Origin of the sequence: Paenibacillus sp. JNUCC-31 (assembly GCF_014844075.1) — a bacterium.
GTDB lineage: Bacteria > Bacillota > Bacilli > Paenibacillales > Paenibacillaceae > Paenibacillus.
In genome coordinates, this window is record NZ_CP062165.1 from 3,583,949 (window position 1) to 3,610,196 (window position 26,248).

Consider the following 26,248-nt stretch of genomic DNA (forward strand, 5'->3'; position numbering starts at 1 on the left):
AATATGATAAGGAGGGGACATTTATGCTTGAAGGTGAAGTTTCACCGGGCACAGGCGCCACGCTCATTATCATTACGGGCATGTCCGGAGCAGGCAAGACGATTGCAGTACAAAGCCTGGAGGATCTTGGTTTCTTCTGTGTGGATAATCTTCCGCCGGTATTGATTCCGAAATTTGCGGAATTGATCGAACAATCGAACGGCAAAATTGGCAAGGTCGCACTTGTCATCGATCTGCGCGGGCGAGAGTTCTTTACGGCTTTGTCCGAGTCACTGAACTATATTAAAGATCATTTTACCATTCATTGCGAAATACTATTCCTGGATGCGATCGACTCAGTTCTTGTCCAGCGCTATAAGGAGAGCAGGCGCAGACATCCATTGGCCCCTGAGGGCATGCCGCTGGATGGCATCAGGCTGGAACGCAAAATGCTGGAGGAGCTCAAAAATTCCGCAACTCAGGTTTTGAATACCAGTACAATGAAGCCTGCTCAACTGAAAGAGCGAATCATATCCCGTTTTTCCCATCTGGAAAGCCATATGCTGTCGGTAAATATTACTTCGTTTGGGTTCAAATACGGCATTCCGATCGATGCGGATCTGGTGTTCGATGTTCGTTTTTTGCCAAATCCGCATTATATTGAGCATTTACGTCCGAATACAGGACAGAATAGTGATGTATACGAATATGTTATGAAATGGCCGGAAACGCAAGCGTTTCTGACCAAGCTGCTGGATATGCTGCATTTTCTGATTCCGCAATACCGGAAGGAAGGCAAAAGCCAGGTTATTATTGGAATCGGCTGTACCGGAGGCAAGCATCGTTCGGTAGCAATATCGGAATATTTGGGCAAAATGTTGGGAAGCAGCGAGACTGAGGCTGTCACCGTGAGCCATCGCGACGCCGACCGGGACCGTCATTGAAGAGGGTGAAGGGATGAAAGAAGCCGGACCACGAAGAGAACGTCCGAGAATTGTAGTCATGGGCGGCGGAACCGGATTATCCGTGATGCTGCGCGGTTTGAAAGAAAAGCCGCTGGACATCACGGCCATCGTGACAGTTGCGGATGACGGAGGAAGTTCTGGCATCTTGCGTAATGAGCTGCAGATGCCGCCTCCGGGAGACATTCGTAACGTACTCACGGCGTTGGCTGATGTAGAACCGTTGTTGTCGGATATGCTGAAGTATCGCTTCAATACAGGCGCAGGGCTTGCAGGCCACAGCCTCGGTAACTTGATTTTGGCTGCAATGACGGATATATCAGGCGACTTCGTGACCGCTGTGCGGGAACTTAGCCGCGTGTTTGCCGTTCGGGGTGAGGTGCTGCCCGCAGCTGGGCAGGCCGTCGTTCTGCATGCAGAGATGGAGGATGGCTCGATTATTACGGGTGAGTCCAAGATCCCTGAAGCGGGCGGACGGATCAAACGCGTTTTCCTTGAACCGGATCACGTGGAGCCGTTGCCAGAGGCTGTTGAAGCCATTCGTCAGGCAGACGCCATCCTGATTGGACCAGGTAGTCTCTACACGAGCATTCTGCCCAATCTGCTTGTTCCTAAGCTGGCTGAGGCTGTCGTTGAGGCTGACGCAGTGAAGATGTTTATTTGCAATGTGATGACACAGCCGGGAGAGACGGATAATTACACGGTGAGTGACCACCTTAAGGCGGTACATGAGCATGTGGGGCATCAAATTTTCGACTATGTCATTGTAAATAATGGTGATATTCCGCTGCAGGTGCAGAATAAGTATGCGGAAAAAGGAGCTAAACCGGTTGTGCTGGATATGAATGTGCTGAAGAGTGCCGGCTATCAAGTCGTTGCGGATACGTTGGTCTTATTTCGAACCTATCTGCGTCATGATGCCGACAAGCTGAGCCATCACATCTATCAGCTTGTACAAAATTGGATGTTACGGAAGAGGTGAAGTCCCATGTCGTTTGCAGCACAGACCAAAAAAGAATTAACCATGATCGAAAGCGAACCGTGCTGCGAAAAGGCGGAACTTTCAGCCCTCATCCGTATGCTTGGTGCGGTGCAGTTATCGAATAAAAAAGTCATCTTGGATATTTCGACGGAGAATGCCGCCATCGCAAGACGGGCATACTCTCTGCTTAAAAAGCATTTTCAAGTGCATACGGAATTGCTTGTCCGCAAAAAAATGCGGCTGAAAAAGAACAATGTGTATATTGTTCGGATTCCAACCATGGTACAGGAGATTCTTAAAGATCTGCACATTGTTTCTGAAGGATTTCTGTTTACTCCCGGGATCAGTGATGAGCTATTCAAAAAAAACTGCTGTAAACGCGCTTATCTTCGTGGAGCATTTATGGCAGGAGGCTCGGTCAACAATCCCGAAGGTTCGTCTTATCACCTGGAGATTGCATCGATGTATGAGGAGCACTGTCAGGCGCTGGTGGACCTGGCAAATGAATTTCATCTCAATGCCCGGTGTATAGAACGCAAAAAAGGATTCATCCTATACATTAAGGAAGGCGAGAAGATCATTGAGCTGCTCAGTATCATTGGTGCGCATCAGGCTCTTTTCAAGTTCGAGGATGTGCGCATCATGCGAGATATGCGTAATTCCGTTAACCGCATCGTCAATTGCGAGACAGCTAACTTGAACAAAACGATTGGAGCAGCAGTCAGACAGATTGATAATATCAGACTGTTGCAAAAGGAAGTTGGTCTGGAGTCGTTGCCTGAAAAGCTTCGTGAAGTGGCTGAAGTCAGACTCGCCCATCCGGATATCAATCTTAAGGAAGTAGGCGAGCTGCTTAAGGGTACAGTCAGCAAGTCGGGAGTGAATCACCGACTCCGCAAGATTGATGAGTTGGCTGAGAAGGTTCGTAACGAGAGATAGGGTTAAATAAAGGGTGAGGGCAACCTGCAATGCTCATTGTGCTGGTTTCTTGCCGAAAGGTCAGGTTAAAGCAAGTTTGCAAGGATTTGCAGGAACCTACTCAGGCGTATGAAGATGATCTAAATAGACTGAAATGGGTCAAAATAATGGGATCTCAACCGCCTTGAGTTTTTCTTCTAGTGTCCTGCACGCGTTAATGGTATAATGTTGTATAAATATAATTGTGTATTTAATGTCCAGATTTCATAATAGGGGGTAAGTTTCCATGACAAAGCACCCGGTAGTTGTCCGTTTGAAAACGGGTCTCCATGCCAGACCTGCGGCACTGTTCGTTCAAGAAGCGAATAAGTACTCATCTGAAGTGTTCGTCGAGAAGGACGACAAAAAAGTAAATGCAAAAAGTATCATGGGGATCATGAGCCTTGCAATCAGCACAGGTACGGAAATCCAGATTAGCGCAGAAGGCGCGGACGCCGAACAGGCTGTAAACGCTTTAGTTAGTCTGGTAAGCAAGGAAGAACTTGAAAACCAATAAGATATCAATGAAGAAGTCCCGAAAGGGGCTTTTTTGCGTTTTGAGGCTGTCAAGTGCAACATTATGGAATTAAGCCCGTCTGTTAGGTATCAAATCGATTTGAGTTTGAGATGTTAAAACTTAAGGAGGCTAACGTGATGGGTAAACAATGGATGAAACCGCTGGGTGCGGTATTGGTTGCAGGAACATTGCTTGTTGGAGGTACTGCATGGGTGGCACCGGGGAATTATGCGTATGCTGCTGAAGTTCAGGGAGTTCAGCAAAATGTGATTAACGTTGTGGGTACAGGGGAGATTCAGGTGAAGCCGGATATCGCTTATCTTTCCATTGGAGTGAATAGTACCGCGGAAACAGCAGCATCTGCTCAAAAAGCGAATGCGGCGAAAATTCAGAAGGTAACCAATCTGCTGAAAAATACGTGGAAAATCAGTGCAGATGATATTCAAACCAGTCAGTTCTACGTACAGCCTAACTACACGTATAGCGATAAAGACGGACAGAAGATTAAAGGGTACACAGCGCATCACACACTGACTGTCACATACCGTGATATGGACAAGATCGGTGAGCTTCTGGATGCTGCTTCCCAAGCTGGTGCCAACAACATTGAAAACGTGCGCTTTACGGTCGAAAAACCGGAAAGTTTTGAAGCTCAAGTGATTGAGAAAGCTGTTGCCAATGCTGATGTGAAAGCTGGAGCTATTGCCAAAGCGGTTAAACGTCAACTGGGTGCTGTTCTTTCCGTGAGCCAAGGTGATGCCAATGTGCCTGTAATGTACGCAACCGAATCTTTGATGTCCCAAGCGAAGTCAGATGCAGTAGGGGGCACAGCCATTGAAACAGGACAGGTCAAAGTAAGCACAACGCTGAATATTACTTATGAAATGAAATAAGCAAAATAATTAATGCCGAATGTCCGTTAGAGATATGCTTGATCGGGCGAAAGGCATTAATGACAAAGACGTTGTCCATTAGACGACGTCTTTTTTGTTATAAAGGCAGACTTTGATGAAGTTTGAAAAGAAGAGTTGAAATATGGCGAAATAAAATGCTGTTATTTGGTATCTTTTTTGTCCATTTGTTCGTAACAAAACCTTCATTATCAGCTCCTGGATCGAACAACATTGTAACTGGAGCTGTAAACCTTTCCGGAATTGGGTTAAGTATAATAAAGAGGTGAGCGTATGAGACATACGATCAGGTCAGGATACATACGCAATGACACTCAAATGTGAATTCGAGAGAGGAGTTATATATATGACATCATGGAAAAAATGGACGAGTGCACTACTGGCGGCAGGAATTATTGTAGGGAGTGGAGCTGTATGGCAGGATAGTTCCGTGCAGGCAGCTTCGGTATCGACGAAAGTGACAACACCTACGGAGGTGACCCTGAAGTCTGGAGGCAAAACTCTTACTCAAAAAGGACTTCTGCAAGGTGGCTCTACTTGGGTATCGCTTACCGCAGTGAAAGATGTTGCGGGTGGAAGCTTGAAATATGATGCAAAAGCTAAGGAGTACGCCTTAACGGCAGCCAGTAATACAATGACGATCAGCCTGATTGATGGTTCGCCGAGTGTTAGAATTAACAACTACTACCCGCAAGTGGAAGCGAAGCTCATTAATGGCCGACTGTATATTCCATTCTCTGCAATGAGAGATTATCTGGGTGTTCAGGGCAGCTGGGATGGAAAAGCGAAGACACTGACGCTGAGCAAAGTGAAGCAGAATAGTGTGGCGATTAAGGCGGCAACAGTGAAAGTCAGCATCAAGAACGCCGAAGTCGATATCCAATATCCTCAGGTCAGCGGACTGGCTAACGATAAAGCAGAAGCAGCGATCAACAAGGTGCTGAAGGATGAAGTCGATGCTTTTGTAGCGGATTTCAAAAAACAAACCAAGGAATTTGGAGACGCAACAGCGAACCGTCCATATGCATTTGAGAGCTCCTATGTCGTGACGTACAACGAAAATGGTGTGCTTGGGCTCATTACTCAAAGATATCAGGACTATGCGGGCGCACATGGCATGACGTTCCGTTCGGGTCACACCTTTGCTCTGGATTCCGGTAAGGAATTGAGTCTGGATGATGTGATACAAAATAACAAAACCGTGCGTGAAACGTTGAGTAAAAAAGTTGGAGATCAGCTTAAAGCTAGTGGCGGTTATCTTGAAGGCTATAAAGGCTTGAATAAAGATCAGGATTTCTATGTAACACCCACAGGTGTAGTTGTATTCTTCCAGTTGTATGAGTACACAGCTTATGCAGAGGGTTTTCCGGAATTCCCATTCACGTATAAAGAGTTGCTTCCTAAGGGCACAGAACCGTTTAGTGGGTTAACTGCAAACAAGTAAAGTGTTGAAAATATTACAGGCACCTAGACAGCTTTCGACTTGCACTGACCTCTGTAGAGACCCTTTAGGACTACATTAGTCACTCCTTAAGTAATTCATTGGATGTTGGGAACTCTAACGAACCTGTTGCACTTTATAAGGTTAAATATGAGGCTTTGTATGCTGTAACGAATCGTAGAGATGCTATTCAGTGAAGAAACGGGGAAGTCGAGTGGAAATGGGCGCAAGTTAGCAATAATAACATTCCTGTGATTCGTTAGAATTTCATTTCGTTGAAATGTTGGATAATAGCGTGTGCTTAGTTCGGTAGATGTAAGTTAGTGTTAGTTATATTGCTAGCGTAACGCGTCGAGAGTAAAGTAAATCGATTAAATAAATATCATGCACTCTTATGTTATATAAAAAAAGGCGCCCTCGTCATATTGACGAGGGCGTCCTTTTTTCATATAGCCACCTCAACTGGGCGATGACCATTTGAGGTGGCTATATGGTATATATCAGTGTAACTGGCGTTCGCCCGGCTTAGATGCCTTGGGAACCTACGTTTTCGATAACTTTATCAATGATACCGTAATCGGCAGCTTCAGCAGCACTCATGAAGTAGTCACGATCTGTATCTTTCTCGATACGCTCCAGCGGTTGGCCTGAACGTTCAGCAATGATGCGGTTCAAGGTATCACGCATTTTCAGGATGCGGCGGGCACGGATTTCGATGTCCGAAGCTTGACCTTGCGCACCACCAAGTGGTTGGTGAATCATAATTTCACTGTTAGGCAATGCAAAACGTTTACCTTTGGCACCTGCGTTCAACAGGAATGCACCCATGGAAGCCGCCATACCTACACAAATGGTAGATACATCCGGTTTGATGAATTGCATTGTATCGTAGATAGCCATACCGGCTGTAATCGATCCGCCTGGGCTGTTGATGTATAAGTGAATGTCTTTCTCCGGATCTTCCGCAGTAAGGAACAACATCTGTGCCATGATGGAATTCGCTACAACGTCATTTACATCACTGCCAAGGAAGATGATACGATCCTTCAGCAATCTGGAATAGATGTCATAGGCGCGCTCACCGCGGTTGCTCTGTTCAACGACCATTGGAATATAACTCACGTGAAAAACCTCCTCGGAAATGTAAATGTTAAATTGGTGTTCTTACTATAAACTGTTACCGTATTAACCACATCATAAACAATTTCAAACAAAAAGTCAAAGAAAGTCAAACTAAGTTTGAAAAAAAAGAAACCTATTCGGTTTCATTGGTTAAAAGGGTTATGAGCTGCTAATTAAGAATGGCGCGCCCGCCAAGAATCGAACTTGGATCTCAGGCTTCGGAGGCCTACGTCATATCCATTGGACCACGGGCGCACATTGATTATCTGCTATTCATTTATGTAGCACTTATGCCTACACATAAATGAGTTTCAAATATGTGACAGCAATAATGATTATAGCTCATGAGTTATTTAATTGCAAGCAGATGATCATACTTGTGGTTTGGATTACCTAGAAATTGATCATGATGAAGTTATATGGATAAAGAGCGCAAATAGGTAAATGCTAAGAGAGGTTTTGGACAGGCTATATGAAAAGTGAATGCAAGCAATATATAGATAGGATTTTTCCTTTTCTTCTATATATGGTATGCAGGAGGTTATCCTCCTTTATGGGAGGTTGACATTGTGAAAATAGGCGCGTACAAACGCCTGAAACGTGTCGAATTTACACTTTGAAACACTTGCATGTCGCGTCAGTTTTAGGTAGAATAGACGTGGGACTTAAAAAGTTAACCCGGGACGTTTTAGGGCCATGAAAGAGAGCTTGGAACGAGAAGCTTGCGGGAGTGGAAAGCATGCGAACGATTTTAGAAGTGCAAAAGCAGCTTCTGCCTGATCTCATGGATGTCTTGAAGAAGAGGTATACGATCCTGCATCAGATCATGTTATCGGATGTGATCGGACGGAGGACGTTAGCCAATTCCATGCAGATGACCGAGCGGGTTCTGAGGGCTGAGACCGATTTGTTAAAGGCTCAGGGACTTATTGAAATTGACAGTGCTGGCATGAAGATCAGCGAGGCAGGGCATGAATTGCTGCAGCAGTTGGAACCCGTCGCCAAAGAGCTGTTTGGATTATCCGAACTGGAAGAGCGCATCAAGCTAGCCTACGGTCTGCAAAAGGTAGTTGTGGTTCCTGGCGATTCGGACATTTCTCCATTTGCCAAACGGGAACTGGGCAGAGCCGGAGCGAAGGCTCTGGGTAATATTATGAGTGATAACGATGTTGTTGCCGTTACTGGCGGTTCAACAACGGCTGAGGTCGCAGAGCAACTGACTCCGCCAACATCGCTGAAAGGTGTCTGGTTCGTACCGGCACGCGGCGGGCTTGGAGAAAGTCTCGAGATTCAGGCCAATACGATCGCATCCACGATGGCAAAACGGGTAGGGGCTCAATACAAACTCCTGCATGTACCGGACTTGCTTAGTGATCATGCTTATGAATCGTTAATCCAGGACCCGAGTGTTCAGGAGATTCTGCAGCTGATCCGCAAATCGCGGATCGTCATTCACGGAATCGGTGATGCCGTAGAGATGGCGCGGCGCCGCAAACTTGCAACAGAGATCATAGAAGAACTCCAGGAGCAAGGGGCCGTATCTGAATCCTTCGGTTATTACTTTAATGATCAGGGTGAGGTGGTACATACCATGCTTACGCTGGGCATGCGACTTCAGGATATTGAACGGACCGATGTCGTGATTGGGATTGCAGGTGGCAAAAGCAAAGCTGCTGCCATACATTCTGTCCTGCGATTTGGTCAGGAAGATATTCTGATTATTGATGAGGCTGCTGCTGAGGTCATCGCCGCCGAATTGGAATAAGGATTTATTTTGCATCACCACTATTGTTGTCTTGACGGACTTCACCGTCTGTCTTGAATATATAAGCTTCATAAAAAAATCAATCAAAACTTGGGAGGAACTTACTCATGATTAAAGTAGGTATTAACGGTTTTGGACGTATTGGTCGTTTGGCATTCCGCCGTATTCAAAATGTAGAGGGCATTGAAGTTGTAGCAATCAACGACTTGACTGATGCTAAAATGCTGGCTCATTTGCTCAAATATGATACAACTCAAGGTCGCTTCGATGGCGATGTTGAAGTACATGATGGCTTCTTCAAAGTGAACGGCAAAGAAGTTAAAGTATTGGCTAACCGTAACCCAGAAGAACTTCCTTGGGGCGACCTGGGTGTAGATATCGTTCTGGAATGTACTGGTTTCTTCACTACTAAAGAAGCAGCTGAGAAACACTTGAAAGGTGGAGCTAAGAAAGTTGTTATCTCCGCACCAGCTACTGGCGACATGAAAACCATCGTTTACAACGTAAACCATGAAATCCTCGACGGTACTGAAACTGTAATCTCCGGCGCATCTTGCACAACAAACTGCCTGGCACCTATGGCAAAAACGCTGCAAGACAAATTCGGAATCGTTCAAGGTTTGATGACTACAATTCACGCTTACACTGGCGACCAAAACACATTGGATGCTCCACACCCTAAAGGTGACTTCCGTCGTGCTCGCGCAGCAGCTGAAAACATCATCCCTAACACAACTGGTGCTGCTAAAGCAATCGGTCTGGTAATTCCAGAACTGCAAGGCAAACTCGATGGTGCAGCTCAACGTGTACCAGTAGCAACTGGTTCCCTGACTGAGCTCGTAACTGTATTGGGTAAAAAAGTTACTGCTGAAGAAGTTAACGCAGTAATGAAAGAAGCTTCCGATCCACAAACTTTCGGATACACAGAAGACGAAATCGTATCTTCCGATATCCAAGGTATCACTTTCGGTTCCCTGTTTGATGCAACTCAAACTAAAGTTCTGACTGTTGGCGACCAACAACTGGTTAAAACTGTAGCTTGGTATGACAATGAAATGTCCTACACTGCTCAACTGGTTCGCACTTTGGAGCACTTTGCAAAAATGATCAAGTAATATCTGCAATAACATAGAGCGGAAACAGATGCTATTGTTTCCGCTCTTTATATATCAACATTTTGCAAATTTCTCAAAAACACCAGGATTGACAAGAGATTTCAGCTCTTGATTGGTCCACCAAATACATGGGTGCGGAGGAAATACAGATGAACAAAAAAAGTGTACGTGATATCGAATTGACAGGAAAACGGGCTTTTGTCCGCGTAGATTTTAATGTGCCGCTCGAAGATGGTAAAATTACAGATGACAAACGTATTCGTGCTACCCTTCCTACGATCAACTACTTGATCGAAAAAGGCGCTAAAGTTATTTTGGCAAGCCACATGGGTCGTCCAAAGGGCGAAGTGGTTGAATCCATGCGTTTGACTCCGGCTGCTGAGCGTTTGTCTGAATTGCTTGGCAAAAAAGTCGTTAAAGCTGACGACTGCATTGGTGATGCGGTAAAAGCTCAAATCGCTGGACTGAACAACGGCGACGTAATGTTGCTTGAAAACGTTCGTTTCTATGCAGGCGAAGAGAAGAATGATCCGGAACTGGCAAAACAATTTGCTGAACTGGCTGACGTTTTCGTTAACGACGCTTTCGGCGCTGCTCACAGAGCACATGCTTCGACAGAAGGTATCGCTCACTTGTTGCCAGCGGTGTCCGGTTTGTTGATGGAGAAAGAACTGGAAGTGTTGGGTAAAGCGATCTCCAACCCTGAGCGTCCTTTCACAGCAATCATCGGTGGTTCCAAGGTTAAGGACAAAATTGATGTCATCGACAATCTGTTGAACATTGCAGATAACGTAATCATCGGTGGTGGTCTGTCCTACACATTCATGAAGGCTCAAGGTTATGAAGTAGGTCAATCCCTGCTGGATGAGTCCAAACTGGATGTAGCTCTGGGCTTTATCGAAAAAGCGAAAAAACTGGGCAAAAACTTCTATCTGCCAGTCGATATCGTAATCTCCGACGACTTCAGCGCAAACGCAAACACGAAGATCGTTGAAGTTGGCGACATTCCTGCAGATTGGGAAGGTATCGACATCGGTCCTAAAACACGTGAGATCTACGCTGACGTGATCAAAAATTCCAAACTCGTTGTATGGAACGGACCAATGGGCGTATTCGAAATCGAACCATTCTCGCATGGTACTCGTGCGGTAGCGGAAGCTTGTGCAACAACAGATGCTTATACAGTAATTGGCGGCGGTGACTCCGCAGCAGCAGCTGAGAAGTTCAAACTGGCTGACAAAATGGACCACATCTCTACAGGTGGCGGTGCATCGCTCGAGTTCATGGAAGGCAAAGTGCTTCCTGGCGTAGTTGCATTGAACGACAAGTAAGTTTTAAGCTATAGCATGAAGGAGTTGAAAACCATGAGAACACCGATTATTGCAGGTAACTGGAAAATGTTCAAAACGGTTTCCGAATCCAATGACTTCATTCAGGAAGTTAAAGGGAAAGCGGAAGTTGAAGGCGTAGAGACTGTGATCTGCGCACCGTTTACGAATCTGCCATCCCTGGTAGAAGCCGTTAAAGGCACAAATATCAAAATTGGTGCCCAAAATCTTCATTTTGAAGATAACGGTGCATTCACAGGTGAAATCAGCGGTGTAATGCTGAAAGACCTGGGTGTGGATTATGTCATTATTGGTCACTCGGAGCGCCGTCAATATTTTGCGGAAACCGATGAGACTGTCAATAAAAAGCTGCATGCAGCATTCCGTCACGGATTGACTCCGATCTTCTGTCTTGGTGAAACGCTTGAAGAGCGCGAAGCCAATCAGACGAAAGACGTATGCAAAGTGCAAACGGAAGCTGCTTTTGCGGGTCTGTCCGCAGATCAAGCAGCACAAGTGGTTATCGCTTATGAGCCAATCTGGGCGATTGGTACAGGTAAATCCTCCACTTCCCAAGATGCGAATGAAGTAATTGCTTATATCCGCACGCTGGTGAAGGATCTGTACGACCAGAAGGTAGCAGATGCAGTTCGTATTCAATACGGCGGCAGTGTTAAACCGGAGAACGTAACAGAATACCTCGGACAAAGCGACATCGACGGCGCGCTTGTTGGCGGTGCCAGCTTGCAACCGGCTTCGTTCATCGCACTTGTTGAGGGGGCGAAGTAATGACAGCTCCAAAACCTGTAGCACTGATCATCATGGACGGCTTTGGTCTTCGGAACACGGTGGAAGGCAACGCGGTAGCACAAGCCAAGAAACCGAACTATGACCGTTTTATGAGCCAATTCCCCCATACAACACTCACTGCTTGCGGTGAAGCTGTAGGTTTGCCCGAAGGGCAAATGGGGAACTCCGAGGTAGGTCACCTGAACATTGGTGCCGGCCGGATCGTATACCAGGATTTGACTCGTATCTCCAAATCGATTCGTGACGGTGAGTTTTTCGATAATGAGACACTCGTTAAAGCTGTTCGTGAAGCGAAACAAAGCGGCAAAAAACTTCACTTGTATGGTTTGTTGTCCGATGGCGGCGTACATAGTCACATCGACCACCTGTTCGCTATGCTGGATCTCGCCAAAAAAGAAGGCATGAATGACGTATACATTCATGCCTTCATGGATGGCCGCGATGTTATGCCAGATAGTGGTAAAGAGTTCATGCAGAAGCTGATTGCCAAAATCGAAGAAGTCGGTGTAGGACAAATCGCAACGGTTCAAGGTCGCTATTATGCGATGGACCGTGACAAACGTTGGGAACGTGTTGAGAAATCATATCGTGCCATCGTTTATGGTGATGGACCCAAATACACCGATCCACTCAAAGCGGTTGAAGAATCGTATGAAAAATCCGTATTTGACGAATTCGTTGAACCAACGGTTATCGTTAAAGCGGATGGCCAGCCGGTAGGTTTGGTGGAGAGCGGCGATTCCGTCATTTTCCTCAACTTCCGTCCTGACCGTGCGATCCAACTGTCGCAAGTATTCACGAACCAGGATTTCCGTGGTTTCGACCGTGGTCCGAAGTTCCCTGTGGGCTTGCACTTTGTGTGCCTGACCTTGTTCAGCGAGACCGTTGAAGGTTATGTGGCTTACTCGCCTAAAAACCTCGACAACACGCTGGGTGAAGTTCTGGTACAGAATAACAAGAAACAATTGCGTATTGCAGAAACCGAGAAATACCCGCACGTAACCTTCTTCTTCAGCGGCGGTCGTGATGTGGAGCTTCCGGGTGAAACACGCGTGCTGATCAACTCACCAAAAGTTGCAACGTACGACTTGCAACCGGAGATGAGTGCGTATGAAGTAGCTGACGCATGTGTTCGCGAGATTGAAGCAGACAAACATGATGCCATCATTCTGAACTTCGCTAACCCTGATATGGTTGGACACTCCGGCATGCTGGAGCCTACGATTAAGGCAGTAGAAGTAACAGACGAATGCATGGGCCGTGTTGTGGATGCCGTTCTCGCCAAAGGCGGCGTTGTGCTGATTACTGCGGATCATGGTAATGCGGATATGGTGTTTGATGAGCAAGGACGTCCGTTCACGGCTCATACAACGAACCCTGTTCCATTCATCGTTACAGATGCGAATGTTACCTTGCGTGAAGGCGGAATCCTAGCGGATATCGCTCCAACGATTCTTGACCTGATGCAATTGCCTAAACCGGAAGAAATGACAGGTACATCCGTCATCGCTACCCGTAAATAAGTTACACAACCACATATATGAAATTGGGCGGTTTGGAGTTACCCCCGAACGAAGGCAGCAGAAATAGTCTGAAGAAGCAACGCGTCGCCTTTATCACATGATTCCAACTTATGAAAATAAGTTCAAGGAATCAGGGGATAACAGCGATCGGAAGACGATTCTGCTGACGCAGTGGATAAGGGTAAACCCAAGTGGTTCTAATTTTGAATAAAATTCCAAATTAAAAGGAGATTATCACTCATGACTATTATTTCTGACGTGTACGCTCGCGAAGTCCTTGACTCCCGCGGTAACCCTACAGTTGAAGTTGAAGTATACCTGGAGTCCGGCGCAATCGGACGCGCTATTGTACCATCCGGTGCATCCACTGGTGCCCACGAAGCCGTTGAGCTTCGCGATGGCGACAAATCCCGTTACCTGGGTAAAGGTGTTCTGCAAGCTGTTAAAAACGTAAACGAAACAATCGCTCCAGAAGTGATCGGTATGGACGCTTTGGATCAACTGGGTATCGACAAATTGATGATCGCTTTGGACGGTACGCCAAACAAAGGTAAACTGGGTGCCAATGCAATTCTGGCTGTATCCATGGCTGTAGCTCGCGCAGCTGCTGACGCTCTGGATCTGCCATTGTACGTTTACCTGGGCGGATTCAATGCTAAAGTACTTCCAGTACCAATGATGAACATCATCAACGGTGGTGAGCATGCTGACAACAACATCGACGTTCAAGAGTTCATGGTTCTTCCGGTTGGAGCACCAACATTCAAAGAAGCTCTTCGCGTAGGCGCGGAAATCTTCCACAACCTGAAATCCGTACTGAGCTCCAAAGGTCTGAACACAGCTGTAGGTGACGAAGGTGGCTTCGCTCCGAACCTTGGTTCGAACGAAGAAGCAATCACTACAATCATCGAAGCGATTGAAAAAGCAGGTTACAAACCAGGCGTTGACGTATTCCTGGGTATGGACGTAGCTTCAACTGAGTTCTACAAAGATGGTAAATATACACTTGCTGGCGAAGGTAAATCTTACACTTCCGCTGAGTATGTTGACCTTCTGGCTTCATGGGTTGAGAAATACCCAATCATCACAATTGAAGACGGTATGTCCGAAGATGACTGGGATGGTTGGAAATTGCTCACAGAGAAATTGGGAGACAAAGTACAACTCGTTGGTGACGACTTGTTCGTAACGAACACGGAGCGTCTGGAAAAAGGTATCAACGAAGGTATTGGTAACTCCATCCTGATCAAAGTTAACCAAATCGGTACATTGACTGAAACATTCGATGCAATCGAAATGGCTAAACGTGCAGGATACACTGCTGTAATCTCCCACCGTTCCGGTGAGTCCGAAGACAGCACAATCGCTGACATCGCGGTTGCAACAAACGCAGGTCAAATTAAAACGGGTGCTCCTTCCCGTACAGACCGTATCGCGAAGTACAACCAATTGCTCCGCATTGAGGATCAACTGGGCGAACTGGCACAATACAATGGTCTCAAAGGTTTCTACAACCTTAAAAAATAAGTTGTCTTCTGACAACTGTTGGGCAAGCCGTTTAACCGGCTTGCCTTTTTTGTTGAGAACATAATAATCACTTACGTAGGAATAGGGTTGAAAATGATGGCTTAATCTCAATGAATTGAGGAGATGCCAATACTTGTATCACATGCATAGCTGTGTTACAATTAAAGTAACTGTTTTTATGGTGAGATGTTATGCCCACATGGGTAGGAGGTGGAATGAATGGATATTGCTTTGAAATTGCTGCTCGTCGTATTTTCGATCGGTCTAATCACTGTAGTATTGCTGCAGCACGGGAAAAGCGCTGGTTTGGCGGGTGCCATCTCCGGTGGTGCGGAACATCTTTTCGGTAAAACGAAAGCGCGCGGACTGGATCTTTTCCTGCAACGTGCAACGGTTGTACTGGGTGCAGGATTCTTCATTTTGTCTATTGTAGTTACAGTGTTCTCCAAGTAAGAAATGGAATACGATGCATAACTAGATAGTTAAGAGCATGATGCTTGAATGATTAACCTTCGTTTCGAGAAGAAACGGAGGTTTTTTAATAAATTTATCCATGTCCAGTCTTTTCCAGTGAACTACATGAACCAGATCTTCGATTTTTTCTCACTTCCATTCGGTGTCTTCCCACATATTCGCCCTGTTCTGGGCCGCTTCTTTTCTGTCTGTTCAGTAACGAACCATGATGTATGTTTGAGCCCTTAGATCTCAAAAATTTCTGATATGCAAGAGCTAACCAGATGAGAGCAAATCACATGTAGCATAAAATGCTGGTATGATGCATGAAAGCGCGATTATGCGAGGGACCACGAAGGCCTGGTTTATTTTGCAGGGGTACGGATGGGCCGGATTGAATTCGTGTATACTAGGGTATGAGATAGTGAGGCCTTCCGTTAAAGGCTTAAATATCTGCAAGGTAACCGATACATAGAGAGAGATGAGACAAGATTACACTTTTACGTTTCCCGAGGTGAATATATTAATGATAACTGAACAACAATTGCTCGATTTCATGCGGGAAACCGCCTATAAACCAATGACTTATCAGGAACTGGAACAGCACTTCGAGATTGAAGATGCGGCTGATTTTAAAGCCTTTTTGATTATGCTTAATACGCTGGAGGAATCCGGCAAAATTTTGTTGACCCGTAACAACCGCTACGGCATGCCAGAACGGATGGATTTGGTGCGCGGACGTTTACAAGCTCATGCAAAGGGCTTTGCTTTCCTCATCCCTGAGGATCGGGAGCACCCGGATGTGTACATCCACGCGAATGATATGAAAAGCGCCATGAATGGTGATACGGTGTTGGTTAAAGTGACTTCTCAAGGACCTTCCGGTGGACGTTTGGAGGGTGAGATTGTCCGTATTGTTACCCGTGCGGTCACGCAGGTTGTTGGTGTATTCCAAAGCCACGAGGTATACGGTTTCGTTATACCGGATGATAAGCGGATTAACCGGGATATTTTCATCCCGCGAACGAACTTCCACGGGGCTGTTGATGGGCAAAAGGTTGTGGCTCGTATTGTCAGCTACCCAGAAGGGCGGGCTGCAGCTGAAGGTGAAGTGACCGAGATTCTCGGTCATAAGGATGAACCGGGTATTGATATTTTATCTGTAATCCGCAAGCATCAGCTGCCAGAAGCCTTCCCCGATGAAGTGGTGGAAGAAGCCGATAAAGCGCCGGATGCTATAACGGAAGAAGAAATTGTACAGCAGGGTCGCCGCGATCTGCGTGGGCTGAATATCGTTACGATTGATGGCGAAGACGCCAAGGATCTCGATGACGCTGTCAATGTGGAGAAGCTGCCAAACGGTAACTACCGTCTGGGGGTTCATATTGCCGATGTGGGCTATTATGTACAGGAGAACTCCAAGTTGGATCAGGAAGCGTACAACCGCGGATGCAGTGTGTATCTGGTAGACCGGGTTATTCCGATGCTACCACAACGTTTGTCCAACGGGATCTGTAGCTTGAATCCACAGGTAGACCGATTGACCCTGTCTTGTGAGATGGAATTCAACGACCAGATGAAGGTTGTAAAACACGATATTTTCACAAGTGTAATCAAGACCAAAGAGCGGATGACGTATTCCAACGTACGCAAAATTCTCGAAGGCGAAGAGCCTGAACTGCTGGAGCGTTACAAAGATCTGGTGGACGATTTCCACTTGATGAAAGAGATTGCCTTGAAGCTTCGTGCGATGCGTATGCGCCGCGGTGCGGTTGACTTTGATTTTGAAGAATCCAAAATCATCGTGGACGAAGAATGCAAACCGGTTGATATCGTGAAACGGGAGCGTTCGATTGCGGAGCAAATCATTGAGGAATTCATGCTGGCAGCCAATGAAACGGTGGCAGAGCATTTCCACTGGTTGAAGGTTCCGTTCATCTATCGTGTGCATGAAGATCCCGATCAGGAAAAACTGCAAAATTTTCTCGCCTTTGCGGCGAATTTCGGACACCATGTCAAAGGACGTGGTAACGCGATTCATCCACGTGCGCTTCAATCCTTGCTTGAGGATATTAATGGCACGAAGGAACAGACCGTTATCAGCACAATGATGCTTCGATCCATGAAGCAGGCGAAGTATGATTCCGAAATGTCGGGTCACTTTGGTCTGGCGGCAGAGTTCTATAGTCATTTCACATCACCAATCCGTCGATATCCCGATCTTGTCATTCACCGGGTTATTCGGGAAGTGATTGAGAACAATGGGGCATTGCCTGAGAACCGTCAGGAGTATCTGGCTGCACGTATGGCCGATATTGCACAGCAATCTTCGGAACGTGAGCGTGTGGCGGTTGAAGCTGAGCGGGATACGGAGAAAATGAAGAAAGCTGAGTACATGCTCGATAAAGTCGGAGAAGAGTTCGAAGGCATGATCAGCAGTGTAACCAGCTTCGGTATGTTCATTGAACTGGAGAATACGGTAGAAGGTCTGATCCGCCTGAGTGCGCTCACGGACGACTATTACCATTTTGACGATCAACATATGGCTCTGATTGGTGAACGTACTTCCAAGGTCTTCCGCATCGGAGATGAAGTGAAGATCCGTGTTGCACGCGTGAGCATGGAAGAGTATACGATTGACTTCGAAATGGTCGATATGAAACCTCGTGGTGAACGCCCTCCGGGTGGCTTCGGAGGCGGACGTGGCGGTAAAGGTGGACGTCCTGCTGGTGGTGGAGGACGCGGCGGTGCAAAGAGTGGTTCCGGTGGATTCAGTGGTTTGCGTGGTGGTAAAGGCAGCTCTGCTGGTGCTGGAGGCAACCGTGGAGGCAGATCAGCTGATGAGAGCAGCAAAGGCGGTCGTGGCAGTCGGAGCGGAGCTTCGAACACCGTAGGAAGCGCAGGTGGCAAAGGTGGCGGTAAACCGAGAGGTGAGCGTCGTGCTGGAGATACCGGCGGGTCCACTGGTCGGAGCAAAGGGGCGTTAAGCTTTGGCTTTGGTTCTGGCAAGGGCGGTTATAGCTCTACAGGGGGTGGCCAGGAAGGTACTTCATCTAGTGGACAAGGGAATGGTCTGAACAGCGGCGGCAGTCGCGGTGAGGGAAGCTTCAAATCCGGCAAAGGCGGTAGTGGACGCAAAAACACCTCACCTAGCGGTGTGTTTATTGGAGAAGGAGCTACACCGGGCGGTGTTCAGGAAGGCGGAGCACCACGCCGCAAGCGCAAGAAGAATAAAGGTGCACCAGCCAACGGAACGGCGGCTTTTGTACGGAAGAAGAAAAAGTAATCTCGTTTCGCTGAGCATGAAATGAGTGTAAGGAGAAGGGGCGGCATAGACCGCCTCTTTCTTGATTTTAACAGCGGTCCTTGCTACAATTAAGTTCTGGCATGTGGTACCTGGGGAAATGTATGGTGCGCTGCTGTAGAGCATTGGTATCGGCTTATTTTACGGAGAAGGAGTGAGGACATGGGCAAGAGTGATGGACAGAGTAAAGTGCTTGCACAGAATAAAAAGGCTTCCCATGACTACTTCATTGAAGATACGTATGAAGCGGGCATGGTGCTTACCGGAACGGAGATTAAATCTCTTCGTAACGGCCGTGCGAATATTGGCGATGCATTTGCCACGATTCGGAACGGTGAGATTCATATTCACAATATGCATATTAGTCCTTTTGAACAAGGGAACCGTCATAATCCAATTGATCCAACACGTACACGCAAGCTGTTGATGCATAAAGTGCAGATTCATAAACTGCTCGGGCTGTCAAAGCAGGACGGATACAGCATTGTGCCGCTGAAGATCTATATTCGCAACGGGTATGCAAAGTTATTGCTCGGACTGGGTAAAGGTAAGAAGCAATACGATAAACGGGAGTCTGCTGCAAAACGCGACGCACAACGTGATATTCAACGGGTACTGCGCGAGAAGCAGAAGGTTGCTCGTTGATTGGGTTGCTATGCATTGAATTGCGCATGATAAGTTAGTTATATTGATAAGCGGGTTATTTTAGAAATAAGGATCTCAGGTTTTACTCGTAGTTGGGTAGAGCTTGGGATTTTTTTGATCTGATTAGAGGTTCCTTGTTAAAGGGCTGTCAGATAATTATGCCAGTTCTGATAGGAGATACAACAGTTGTTGCCACGTACCTTGTCTAATAAAAATTGTTAGTAGTGGTGTACTGGGTGGCTTTGTAAGGATTTCTGGAAAGAATTGTTGTAGTAAGTTAGCTGATCGCTGCGTAGTTTTTTCGGATCGTGGGTAAGATAATTAAGAAAGCTGTTCATGCTCATGAATCGTCTGTACTTAGGTACTCAACTTTACTTCCCTTGAGGGACGCGGTATAATATGTAGACGCTTGAGCATCATATGTGTGTTGGTTAAACTTGCACAGTTGCTCAGCCTGCTGGAACGCCTTCCAGCAATCTGTACTATATCGGTGATTGTTCCTGTGTTATGATGTTCTTGTAGCAAACAGGAATGCCGAGTTTGAAAGAGTCATCTTTTTACCTTGGAGGAAAAAGATGTGCAGCACCTTTGCTCCGTATTCACGGATTAATCCTGGAGCCCTTCTTATATGAGGGGGCGTTTATGGATTCGACGGGGATAGTTCGAGCATGGGTAGCGGGTAGTGGGGACGCGTCCACTTCATCAACGCTAAAGCCTATTAAACGGCAAACAACAAACAAACTACGCTTTCGCAGCCTAAGAAACTGTGTGCGTGCTTCTAACCTGCATCGCCCATGTGACAGGATTAGGGGCTAACAAGTAGTGGGATACGCTGTCACATCTCCGCCTGGGGTGTGCTGAAGAAGACAATCAGGCTGACCCAACGTATAGCCGGTTACGGGGCGATACTCGGGTGACATCAAAACTGTGACTACACCCGTAGAAGCTTATGTGTCGTTATCTTCGGACAGGGGTTCGACTCCCCTCGCCTCCATTCTGTAAATCCACACCTGAAAACAGGTGTGGATTTTTTAATATGTACTTACGTCATCTTTTCTACTCCCTGCAAGCAGGTGTCCTGAATTCTCTTAATTTTTGTTGCTATAGCAGTTATAATTGTATTTAGTAACGAAGTGTAAAGAATTATCAAAGTAGTTTGTTTTTTATTGAGTTTTCTTTACATATAAATTGCTCGATATACTTCAATTATATATTATTATTCGAAAAAACTCTCTAACCAATTAAGGAGATTACTCATGATCAACTTCCAAGATAAAGTAAGTTTCATTTGGTCAATCGCAGAGATCTTGCGTGGACCGTATAAACCAGAGGACTATGGTAAAATTGTCTTACCATTAGCTGTATTACGTCGATTTGACTGCGTATTAGAGAGCACCAAAGAGGAAGTATTAGCAAAGGCAGAGCAGTTTGCTGCAATGAATGAAGATGCTCGTGAGCCGATTTTAAATCGTGTTTCAAAGCAAAACTTCCACAACACAAGTAAATATGATTTTGATAAGTTATTAACAGATTCTGATAACATTGCTGATAACTTGCGTGACTATATGAATGGTTTCTCAAAAGTGGCTCGTGATATTATGGATCACTTTGATTTTGACCGCCAAATCGATAAACTAGAGCAGAACAACTTATTATACTTAACGATTAAACGCTTTAGTGAGATTGACTTACATCCAGAAACAGTTTCAAACATTGAAATGGGTTATGTATTTGAGGAACTAATTCGTCGTTTCAATGAGAATGCAGAAGCAGGGGATCATTACACACCACGTGAAGTAATTCGCTTAATGACGCATTTATTGTTCCTCCATGACGATGCGAGTATTTTAAGGAAGCCAGGCTTAACACAAACGTTATATGACTGTGCAGCAGGTACAGGTGGTATGGGTTCTGTGGCACAAGAGTATTTACTAAGCCAAAATCCAACAGCACACTTGGAGTTTTTTGGTCAGGAAATCAATCCTGAATCATATGCGATTTGTAAAGCAGATTTGCTTATAAAGGGAGAAGACGCACGCAATATTCGTTTAGGAAATACGTTATCAAACGACCAATTCCCACGTGATAAATTCGATTACTTAATTTCAAATCCCCCTTATGGAGTGGACTGGAAATCATATGAGAAGCCAATTAAAGAAGAACATGAGAAACAAGGTTTTGACGGTCGTTTCGGTCCTGGTACGCCTCGTACAAGTGACGGGCAACTATTATTCCTAATGCACTTATTATCAAAAATGAAGCCAGTCACAGCGGAAAACCCACAAGGCTCTCGTTTAGCGATTATTATGAACGGTTCACCATTATTTACAGGTGATGCGGGATCTGGTGAAAGCGAAATTCGTAAATATGTACTTGAAAATGATTTAGTAGAAGGTATTGTGGCGCTACCGAATGATTTGTTTTACAACACAGGAATTGCAACGTACATTTGGATTTTAACGAACAATAAAGCACCTCTTTATAAAGGGAAAGTTCGTTTAGTGAATGCCGGAGACTTCTCGAAAAAAATGAAAAAGTCGATGGGTAGCAAGCGTAACGAAATTAAAGAAGAGCAAATTAACGAAATTGTTCGTTTATACGGTGATGCACAGCCAAACGAGTACGTAAAGATCTTTGACAATGAAGACTTCGGTTACGCAAAAATCACAGTAGACCGTCCTTTACGTTTAAACTTCCAAGTAAACGAAGAGCGTCTTGCACGTGTTGTAGAGGAAAAGGGCTTTGTGAACTTAGCAACATCGAATAAAAAGGGCGACGCAGGTCACTTTGAAATTGAAGAAGGTAAAAATTTGCAAACGAAAATTTTATATGTGTTACGCACGTTAGCAAGTGATAAAGTATATAAAAATCGTGACGAGTTCACGAAAGTAGTAAAAGATGCAATGAATCAAGCTGGTATTACTATCGGAATTCCATTGTTAAAAGCGATTTTAGCAGGACTCTCTGAAAAGGACGAAACAGCCGATGTATGCTTAAATACTAAAGGTAATAAAGAGCCAGACTCTAGTTTAAGAACTTTTGAGACGATTCCTTTAAAAATGAATATGTCAAAGTATTTTAATGAAGAGGTTAAACCCTTCTATACAGATGCCTGGATAGATTCAGATGCAACAAAAATAGAATATAAAATAAATCTAATTAATAAATTTTATGAATTTAAAGAGGATAAATTTGATAAAGATGCTTTAATAAACTTCAAGAATGATTTCACAAAAATTCTTACAGATTTAATTGCATTAGATAGTAATTTCAACAATACAAATGATAATTGTAAAGATTACTGGGTTAATTTAGAAAATGGGAGATGGGAATTCGTAAGGGCTAAGTATCTTTGTGATGAAATAACTTTAAAAGGTTTTGAAGATGAAACGTTACTTTCAGTTTTAAAAGGAAAGGGACTAGTTCCAAGAGATGAGATGGAGACAGGAGCTGTTATGGCTACTAAAGATTTAGATAATTTTAAGTTAGTGGAGCCAGGAGATTTTGTTATCCATCTAAGAAGTTTTCAGAGTGGATTTGAATTATCTCAAATAAAAGGCATTGTTAGCCCTGCATATACGGTATTCAGACTCAAAGAAATTTTAAATACTAATTTTTATAAATACGTATTTTATTCTAAACCATTTATTGATTATATTTCTAGTACTACTCAAAGTTTAAGAGATGGAAAACCTATCTCATTTAAAGACTTTGGGGATATGTATTTACCTGTTCCGCCAGAGCAGGAACAAAAGAAAATCGCTGATTATTTTACTCGTTTAGATTCAAAAATTAACGAAATTGAAAATCAGTTAGCAGAATTAAAAGGTACTAGGAACTCTCTGATTTCAAATGTCGTTACTGGACGTTTAAATATTGATTAAGTGAGGTGAGTTGTGATGGCTGTGGATACTTCAGAAAAAGGTTTTGAAACGAATATCGAAATAGCATTAATTGCGAATGGCTATAAAAAGCGTGTGTTAGAAGGAGAAGAGAGTGCTGCATTCAAGCAGCATGCTATCGACGTAGGAGAGCTATTTGCTTTTTTAGAGGATACACAGGAAAAACGTATGCGTACGCTAGAGAAATCGTATGGTCCTTCATATAAAGAAGAAGTTTTAAAACGTATTAAAGACCAACTACATCGTCAAGGTTTGGTCGAATGTCTACGTAAAGGGATTAAAGACCGTGGTGTGACATTACAGCTTGCGTATAATAAGCCACCTACGGCTATGAATAAAACATTAAATGAGCAGTATGGGAAAAATCGCTTTAATATTGCTCGCCAGGTGTATTACAGTGATAAGCATAACAATAGCTTAGATATGGTGCTATTTTTAAACGGTTTGCCTCTTGTTGTGATGGAGCTAAAAAATCCATTAACAAATCAAACAGTTGAACATGCGATGAAGCAGTTAAAGACGGACCGTAATCCACTTGAGCAGCTGTTTAAATTTAATGAGCGTGTTGCCGTTTACTTTGCTGTTGACCCAGATGAAGTATTTATGACGACAAAGCTTGATAAAGACAAAACATACTTCTTACCATTTAACAAAGGCAATAATGGTGGGAAGGGTAATCCGTTAACTTACGGTGACAATTATCGTACGCATTATTTATGGGAAGAAATTTTAACCCCGGATAGCTTACTCGACATATTATATCGCTTCATCTTTATTAAGAAGGACGACATTAAAGATTCAAACGGTGAAACGATTGGTGAGCGTCAAATGCTTATTTTCCCTCGTTTCCATCAACTGGATGTTGTACGTGAGTTAGAAGCAGATGTTGCACAAAAGCTTGTCGGTCATAATTATTTAATTCAGCACTCTGCGGGATCGGGCAAGACGAACTCGATTTCGTGGCTTGCACATCGTTTGGCGAAGCTACATAACGAGGACAATGAATCAATATTTAGTAGTGTAATCGTTATTACCGATCGCCGAGTGTTAGACAAGCAATTGCAAGATGCGGTGTATCAGTTGGAACATAAAGCAGGGATGGTAGAGCCGGTTGATAAAGATTCAGAACAATTAGCACGTGCTATTAATAATGAGACTCGTATTATTATAACGACGCTTCAAAAGTTCCCGTTTATTTTAGAAAAAGTAGCGGGCATAGAGCGTAAAAAGTATGCGGTCATTATTGATGAGGCGCACTCATCCCAAGGCGGTAAAGCTTCAACTGCGTTAACGAATGTGTTATCGGATAAAACGTTAGAAGCAGCTTATGAGGAAGACCGTATTGCGGAAGAAAACTTAGATGATGTGGACGAAAAAATCGTTGAAGCAATCATGAAAAGTGGTAAGCAAGATAACGTATCTTTCTTTGCATTTACGGCGACACCAAAGCCGAAGACATTAGAGAAATTCGGTACAGTTGGTGTAGATGGTAAGCCAGTAGCATTCCATCAGTACACAATGCGACAAGCAATGGAAGAAGGTTTTATTTTAGATGTGCTTGAAAACTATACGACCTATAAAACATTCTGGAAAATTGCAAAGACAGTAGACGATGACCCAGAGGTATCACAAAAACAAGCAACGAAAAAGCTAGCGCAATACGTGTCACTACATCCGCATAGCATCGCACAAAAAACAGAAATTATTATCGAGCATTATCGTAATTTTGTACAGCGCAAAATTGGCGGTCGTGCAAAGGCAATGGTTGTAACAGCTAGCCGTTTACATGCAGTACGTTACAAACTGGCTTTCGATAAGTATATTAATGAAATGAACTACAATGATTTAAAAACAGTAGTCGCTTTCTCAGGTACGGTGAAAGATAGCGAGATTAATTATACCGAGTCAGAAATGAATCAGTTCTCTGAAAAAGAGTTACCTGAAAAATTTAACTCTGACGAATACAAAGTGCTACTTGTTGCGGAAAAATATCAAACTGGATTTGATGAACCACTGTTGCACACAATGTATGTAGACAAGCCATTAAGCGGTATTAAGGCGGTGCAAACACTATCTCGTTTAAATCGTACATGCCCTGGTAAAGACGATACATTCGTATTGGATTTTGTAAATGACCCAGAAGAAATGAAGGCATCTTTCCAGCCTTATTATGAATCGACAAGTCTATCAGAAATTACTGATCCAAATATCCTTTATGATATGCAGGCCGAGCTAGAGCCATATCAAGTGTTTACGGAAGAAGAAGTGCAAAGGGTGAATGAGCTTGAGGTAATAGGCGGTGTGAAGAAGTCTACGAAGGCTCAAGCCAAGTTAAATGCGGTCCTCGATAAAGGTGTGGAGCGTTTTAAAAAGCTTTCGGTAGAAGAACAATTCGCATTTAAACAAGCGGCTACGAAATTTACACGTACGTATGGCTTTATATTGCAAGTTGTAACATTTATCGATCTAGGTCTGCATAAAGAATACATTTACTTAACGTACTTTTTGCGTAAATTACCACGTGGTCAAGGAGACAAAGACGTTTATTTGGCTGATGATGTAGCACTTGAATATTATCGTAATCAGAAAATGTTTGAAGGCAGCATTGTGCTTGAGAAAATAGGAGGCTACGACTTAGATCCTCAGAAACATGGTGCTAGTGGTGTAGCTGAAGATGAAATAGTTCGTTTATCGAGCGTGTTAGATAAGTTAAATGAGCGCTTCGGTACACAATTCACAGAAACGGATTTCCTTTCTCGCGAGCAAGTAAAAGAAGACATTTTAAATGATGAAGACCTTCGCCGCAGAGCAAAAAACAATACAAAAGAAAATTTTAAATTTGCCTTTGAAAAATCCTTTATGAATTTTGTTATTGACCGTATGAGCAGTAATCAAGATTTTTTCATGAAGATATTGGAAAATAATGAATTTAAAACTGTGATTATGGAAGATATGATGAATGAAGTTTATATGGAAGTAAACGGTTGATATAATAATCATTTATG

Annotated in this window: 17 protein-coding genes, 1 tRNA gene, 1 other RNA gene and 2 pseudogenes; 19 read left to right on the forward strand and 2 right to left on the reverse strand. The window is 44.3% G+C overall.

The features are described from left to right. Positions 1-23: 23 nt before the first annotated feature. The 6 genes from rapZ (at position 24) to JNUCC31_RS15530 (ending at position 5,752) form a co-directional block, all read left to right on the forward strand. Positions 24-923: an RNase adapter RapZ gene (gene rapZ, locus JNUCC31_RS15505; protein WP_090955391.1), complete on the forward strand. Its 900-nt coding sequence runs from the start codon at positions 24-26 to the stop codon at positions 921-923. A gap of 13 nt (positions 924-936) precedes the next feature. Next, on the forward strand, positions 937-1,923 hold the full coding sequence (locus tag JNUCC31_RS15510; protein ID WP_192272393.1) for a gluconeogenesis factor YvcK family protein: 987 nt from the start codon (positions 937-939) through the stop codon (positions 1,921-1,923). A gap of 6 nt (positions 1,924-1,929) precedes the next feature. Next, complete coding sequence (whiA, locus tag JNUCC31_RS15515) at positions 1,930-2,862, forward strand: DNA-binding protein WhiA (protein ID WP_192272395.1); 933 nt, start codon at positions 1,930-1,932, stop codon at positions 2,860-2,862. 265 nt (positions 2,863-3,127) lie between these two features. Continuing rightward, on the forward strand, positions 3,128-3,397 hold the full coding sequence (locus JNUCC31_RS15520; protein ID WP_017691248.1) for an HPr family phosphocarrier protein: 270 nt from the start codon (positions 3,128-3,130) through the stop codon (positions 3,395-3,397). Between the two features lie 137 nt (positions 3,398-3,534). Then, positions 3,535-4,290 carry an SIMPL domain-containing protein gene (locus tag JNUCC31_RS15525; RefSeq protein WP_192272397.1) on the forward strand — a complete coding sequence of 252 codons (756 nt, stop codon included), beginning with the start codon at positions 3,535-3,537 and terminating at the stop codon, positions 4,288-4,290. A gap of 364 nt (positions 4,291-4,654) precedes the next feature. Continuing rightward, complete coding sequence (locus tag JNUCC31_RS15530; protein ID WP_192272399.1) at positions 4,655-5,752, forward strand: PdaC/SigV domain-containing protein; 1,098 nt, start codon at positions 4,655-4,657, stop codon at positions 5,750-5,752. 522 nt (positions 5,753-6,274) lie between these two features. Here JNUCC31_RS15530 and clpP read toward each other — a convergent pair. Beyond that, positions 6,275-6,871 (reverse strand): ATP-dependent Clp endopeptidase proteolytic subunit ClpP, encoded by a 597-nt coding sequence (clpP, locus tag JNUCC31_RS15535; RefSeq protein WP_063566492.1) that lies wholly within the window; start codon positions 6,869-6,871, stop codon positions 6,275-6,277. Between the two features lie 180 nt (positions 6,872-7,051). Then, positions 7,052-7,126: transfer RNA gene (locus tag JNUCC31_RS15540), tRNA-Arg, on the reverse strand. Between the two features lie 484 nt (positions 7,127-7,610). Here JNUCC31_RS15540 and JNUCC31_RS15545 point away from each other — a divergent pair. The 13 genes and pseudogenes from JNUCC31_RS15545 (at position 7,611) to JNUCC31_RS15600 (ending at position 26,231) form a co-directional block, all read left to right on the forward strand. Next, complete coding sequence (locus tag JNUCC31_RS15545) at positions 7,611-8,636, forward strand: sugar-binding transcriptional regulator (RefSeq protein WP_192272401.1); 1,026 nt, start codon at positions 7,611-7,613, stop codon at positions 8,634-8,636. Positions 8,637-8,743: 107 nt separating this feature from the next. Then, positions 8,744-9,751 (forward strand): type I glyceraldehyde-3-phosphate dehydrogenase, encoded by a 1,008-nt coding sequence (gap, locus tag JNUCC31_RS15550; protein ID WP_056695277.1) that lies wholly within the window; start codon positions 8,744-8,746, stop codon positions 9,749-9,751. A gap of 149 nt (positions 9,752-9,900) precedes the next feature. Next, entirely contained in the window at positions 9,901-11,082 is a 1,182-nt protein-coding gene (locus JNUCC31_RS15555) for a phosphoglycerate kinase (protein ID WP_192272403.1), read from the forward strand. Between the two features lie 33 nt (positions 11,083-11,115). Beyond that, positions 11,116-11,868, forward strand: a complete 753-nt coding sequence (tpiA, locus tag JNUCC31_RS15560; protein ID WP_079344950.1) for a triose-phosphate isomerase — start codon at positions 11,116-11,118, stop codon at positions 11,866-11,868. Next, the gene (gpmI, locus tag JNUCC31_RS15565) at positions 11,868-13,412 is read left to right on the forward strand and encodes a 2,3-bisphosphoglycerate-independent phosphoglycerate mutase (protein WP_192272405.1); all 1,545 of its coding nucleotides are present in this window, start codon (positions 11,868-11,870) and stop codon (positions 13,410-13,412) included. The genes tpiA and gpmI overlap by 1 nt, the downstream gene beginning before the upstream one ends. Before the next feature lie 240 nt (positions 13,413-13,652). Beyond that, complete coding sequence (eno, locus tag JNUCC31_RS15570) at positions 13,653-14,939, forward strand: phosphopyruvate hydratase (RefSeq protein ID WP_192272407.1); 1,287 nt, start codon at positions 13,653-13,655, stop codon at positions 14,937-14,939. Between the two features lie 219 nt (positions 14,940-15,158). Beyond that, a complete protein-coding gene (gene secG, locus JNUCC31_RS15575) occupies positions 15,159-15,392 on the forward strand; it encodes a preprotein translocase subunit SecG (protein ID WP_053782964.1) in 234 nt (77 codons plus the stop codon). Positions 15,393-15,918: 526 nt separating this feature from the next. Beyond that, positions 15,919-18,678 (forward strand): ribonuclease R, encoded by a 2,760-nt coding sequence (gene rnr, locus JNUCC31_RS15580; RefSeq protein WP_192272408.1) that lies wholly within the window; start codon positions 15,919-15,921, stop codon positions 18,676-18,678. Positions 18,679-18,858: 180 nt separating this feature from the next. Next, positions 18,859-19,341 carry an SsrA-binding protein SmpB gene (gene smpB / locus JNUCC31_RS15585; RefSeq protein ID WP_062326656.1) on the forward strand — a complete coding sequence of 161 codons (483 nt, stop codon included), beginning with the start codon at positions 18,859-18,861 and terminating at the stop codon, positions 19,339-19,341. A 632-nt stretch (positions 19,342-19,973) separates the two neighbouring features. Then, positions 19,974-20,338, forward strand: a transfer-messenger RNA (tmRNA) gene (gene ssrA / locus JNUCC31_RS15590). A 259-nt stretch (positions 20,339-20,597) separates the two neighbouring features. Then, positions 20,598-22,520 (forward strand): annotated as a pseudogene (locus tag JNUCC31_RS15595) (type I restriction-modification system subunit M); the annotation flags it as partial. 309 nt (positions 22,521-22,829) lie between these two features. Continuing rightward, a pseudogene (locus tag JNUCC31_RS33935) lies at positions 22,830-23,225 on the forward strand (restriction endonuclease subunit S); the annotation flags it as partial. Between the two features lie 15 nt (positions 23,226-23,240). Further along, the gene (locus tag JNUCC31_RS15600; RefSeq protein WP_192272412.1) at positions 23,241-26,231 is read left to right on the forward strand and encodes a type I restriction endonuclease subunit R; all 2,991 of its coding nucleotides are present in this window, start codon (positions 23,241-23,243) and stop codon (positions 26,229-26,231) included. Positions 26,232-26,248 lie beyond the last annotated feature (17 nt).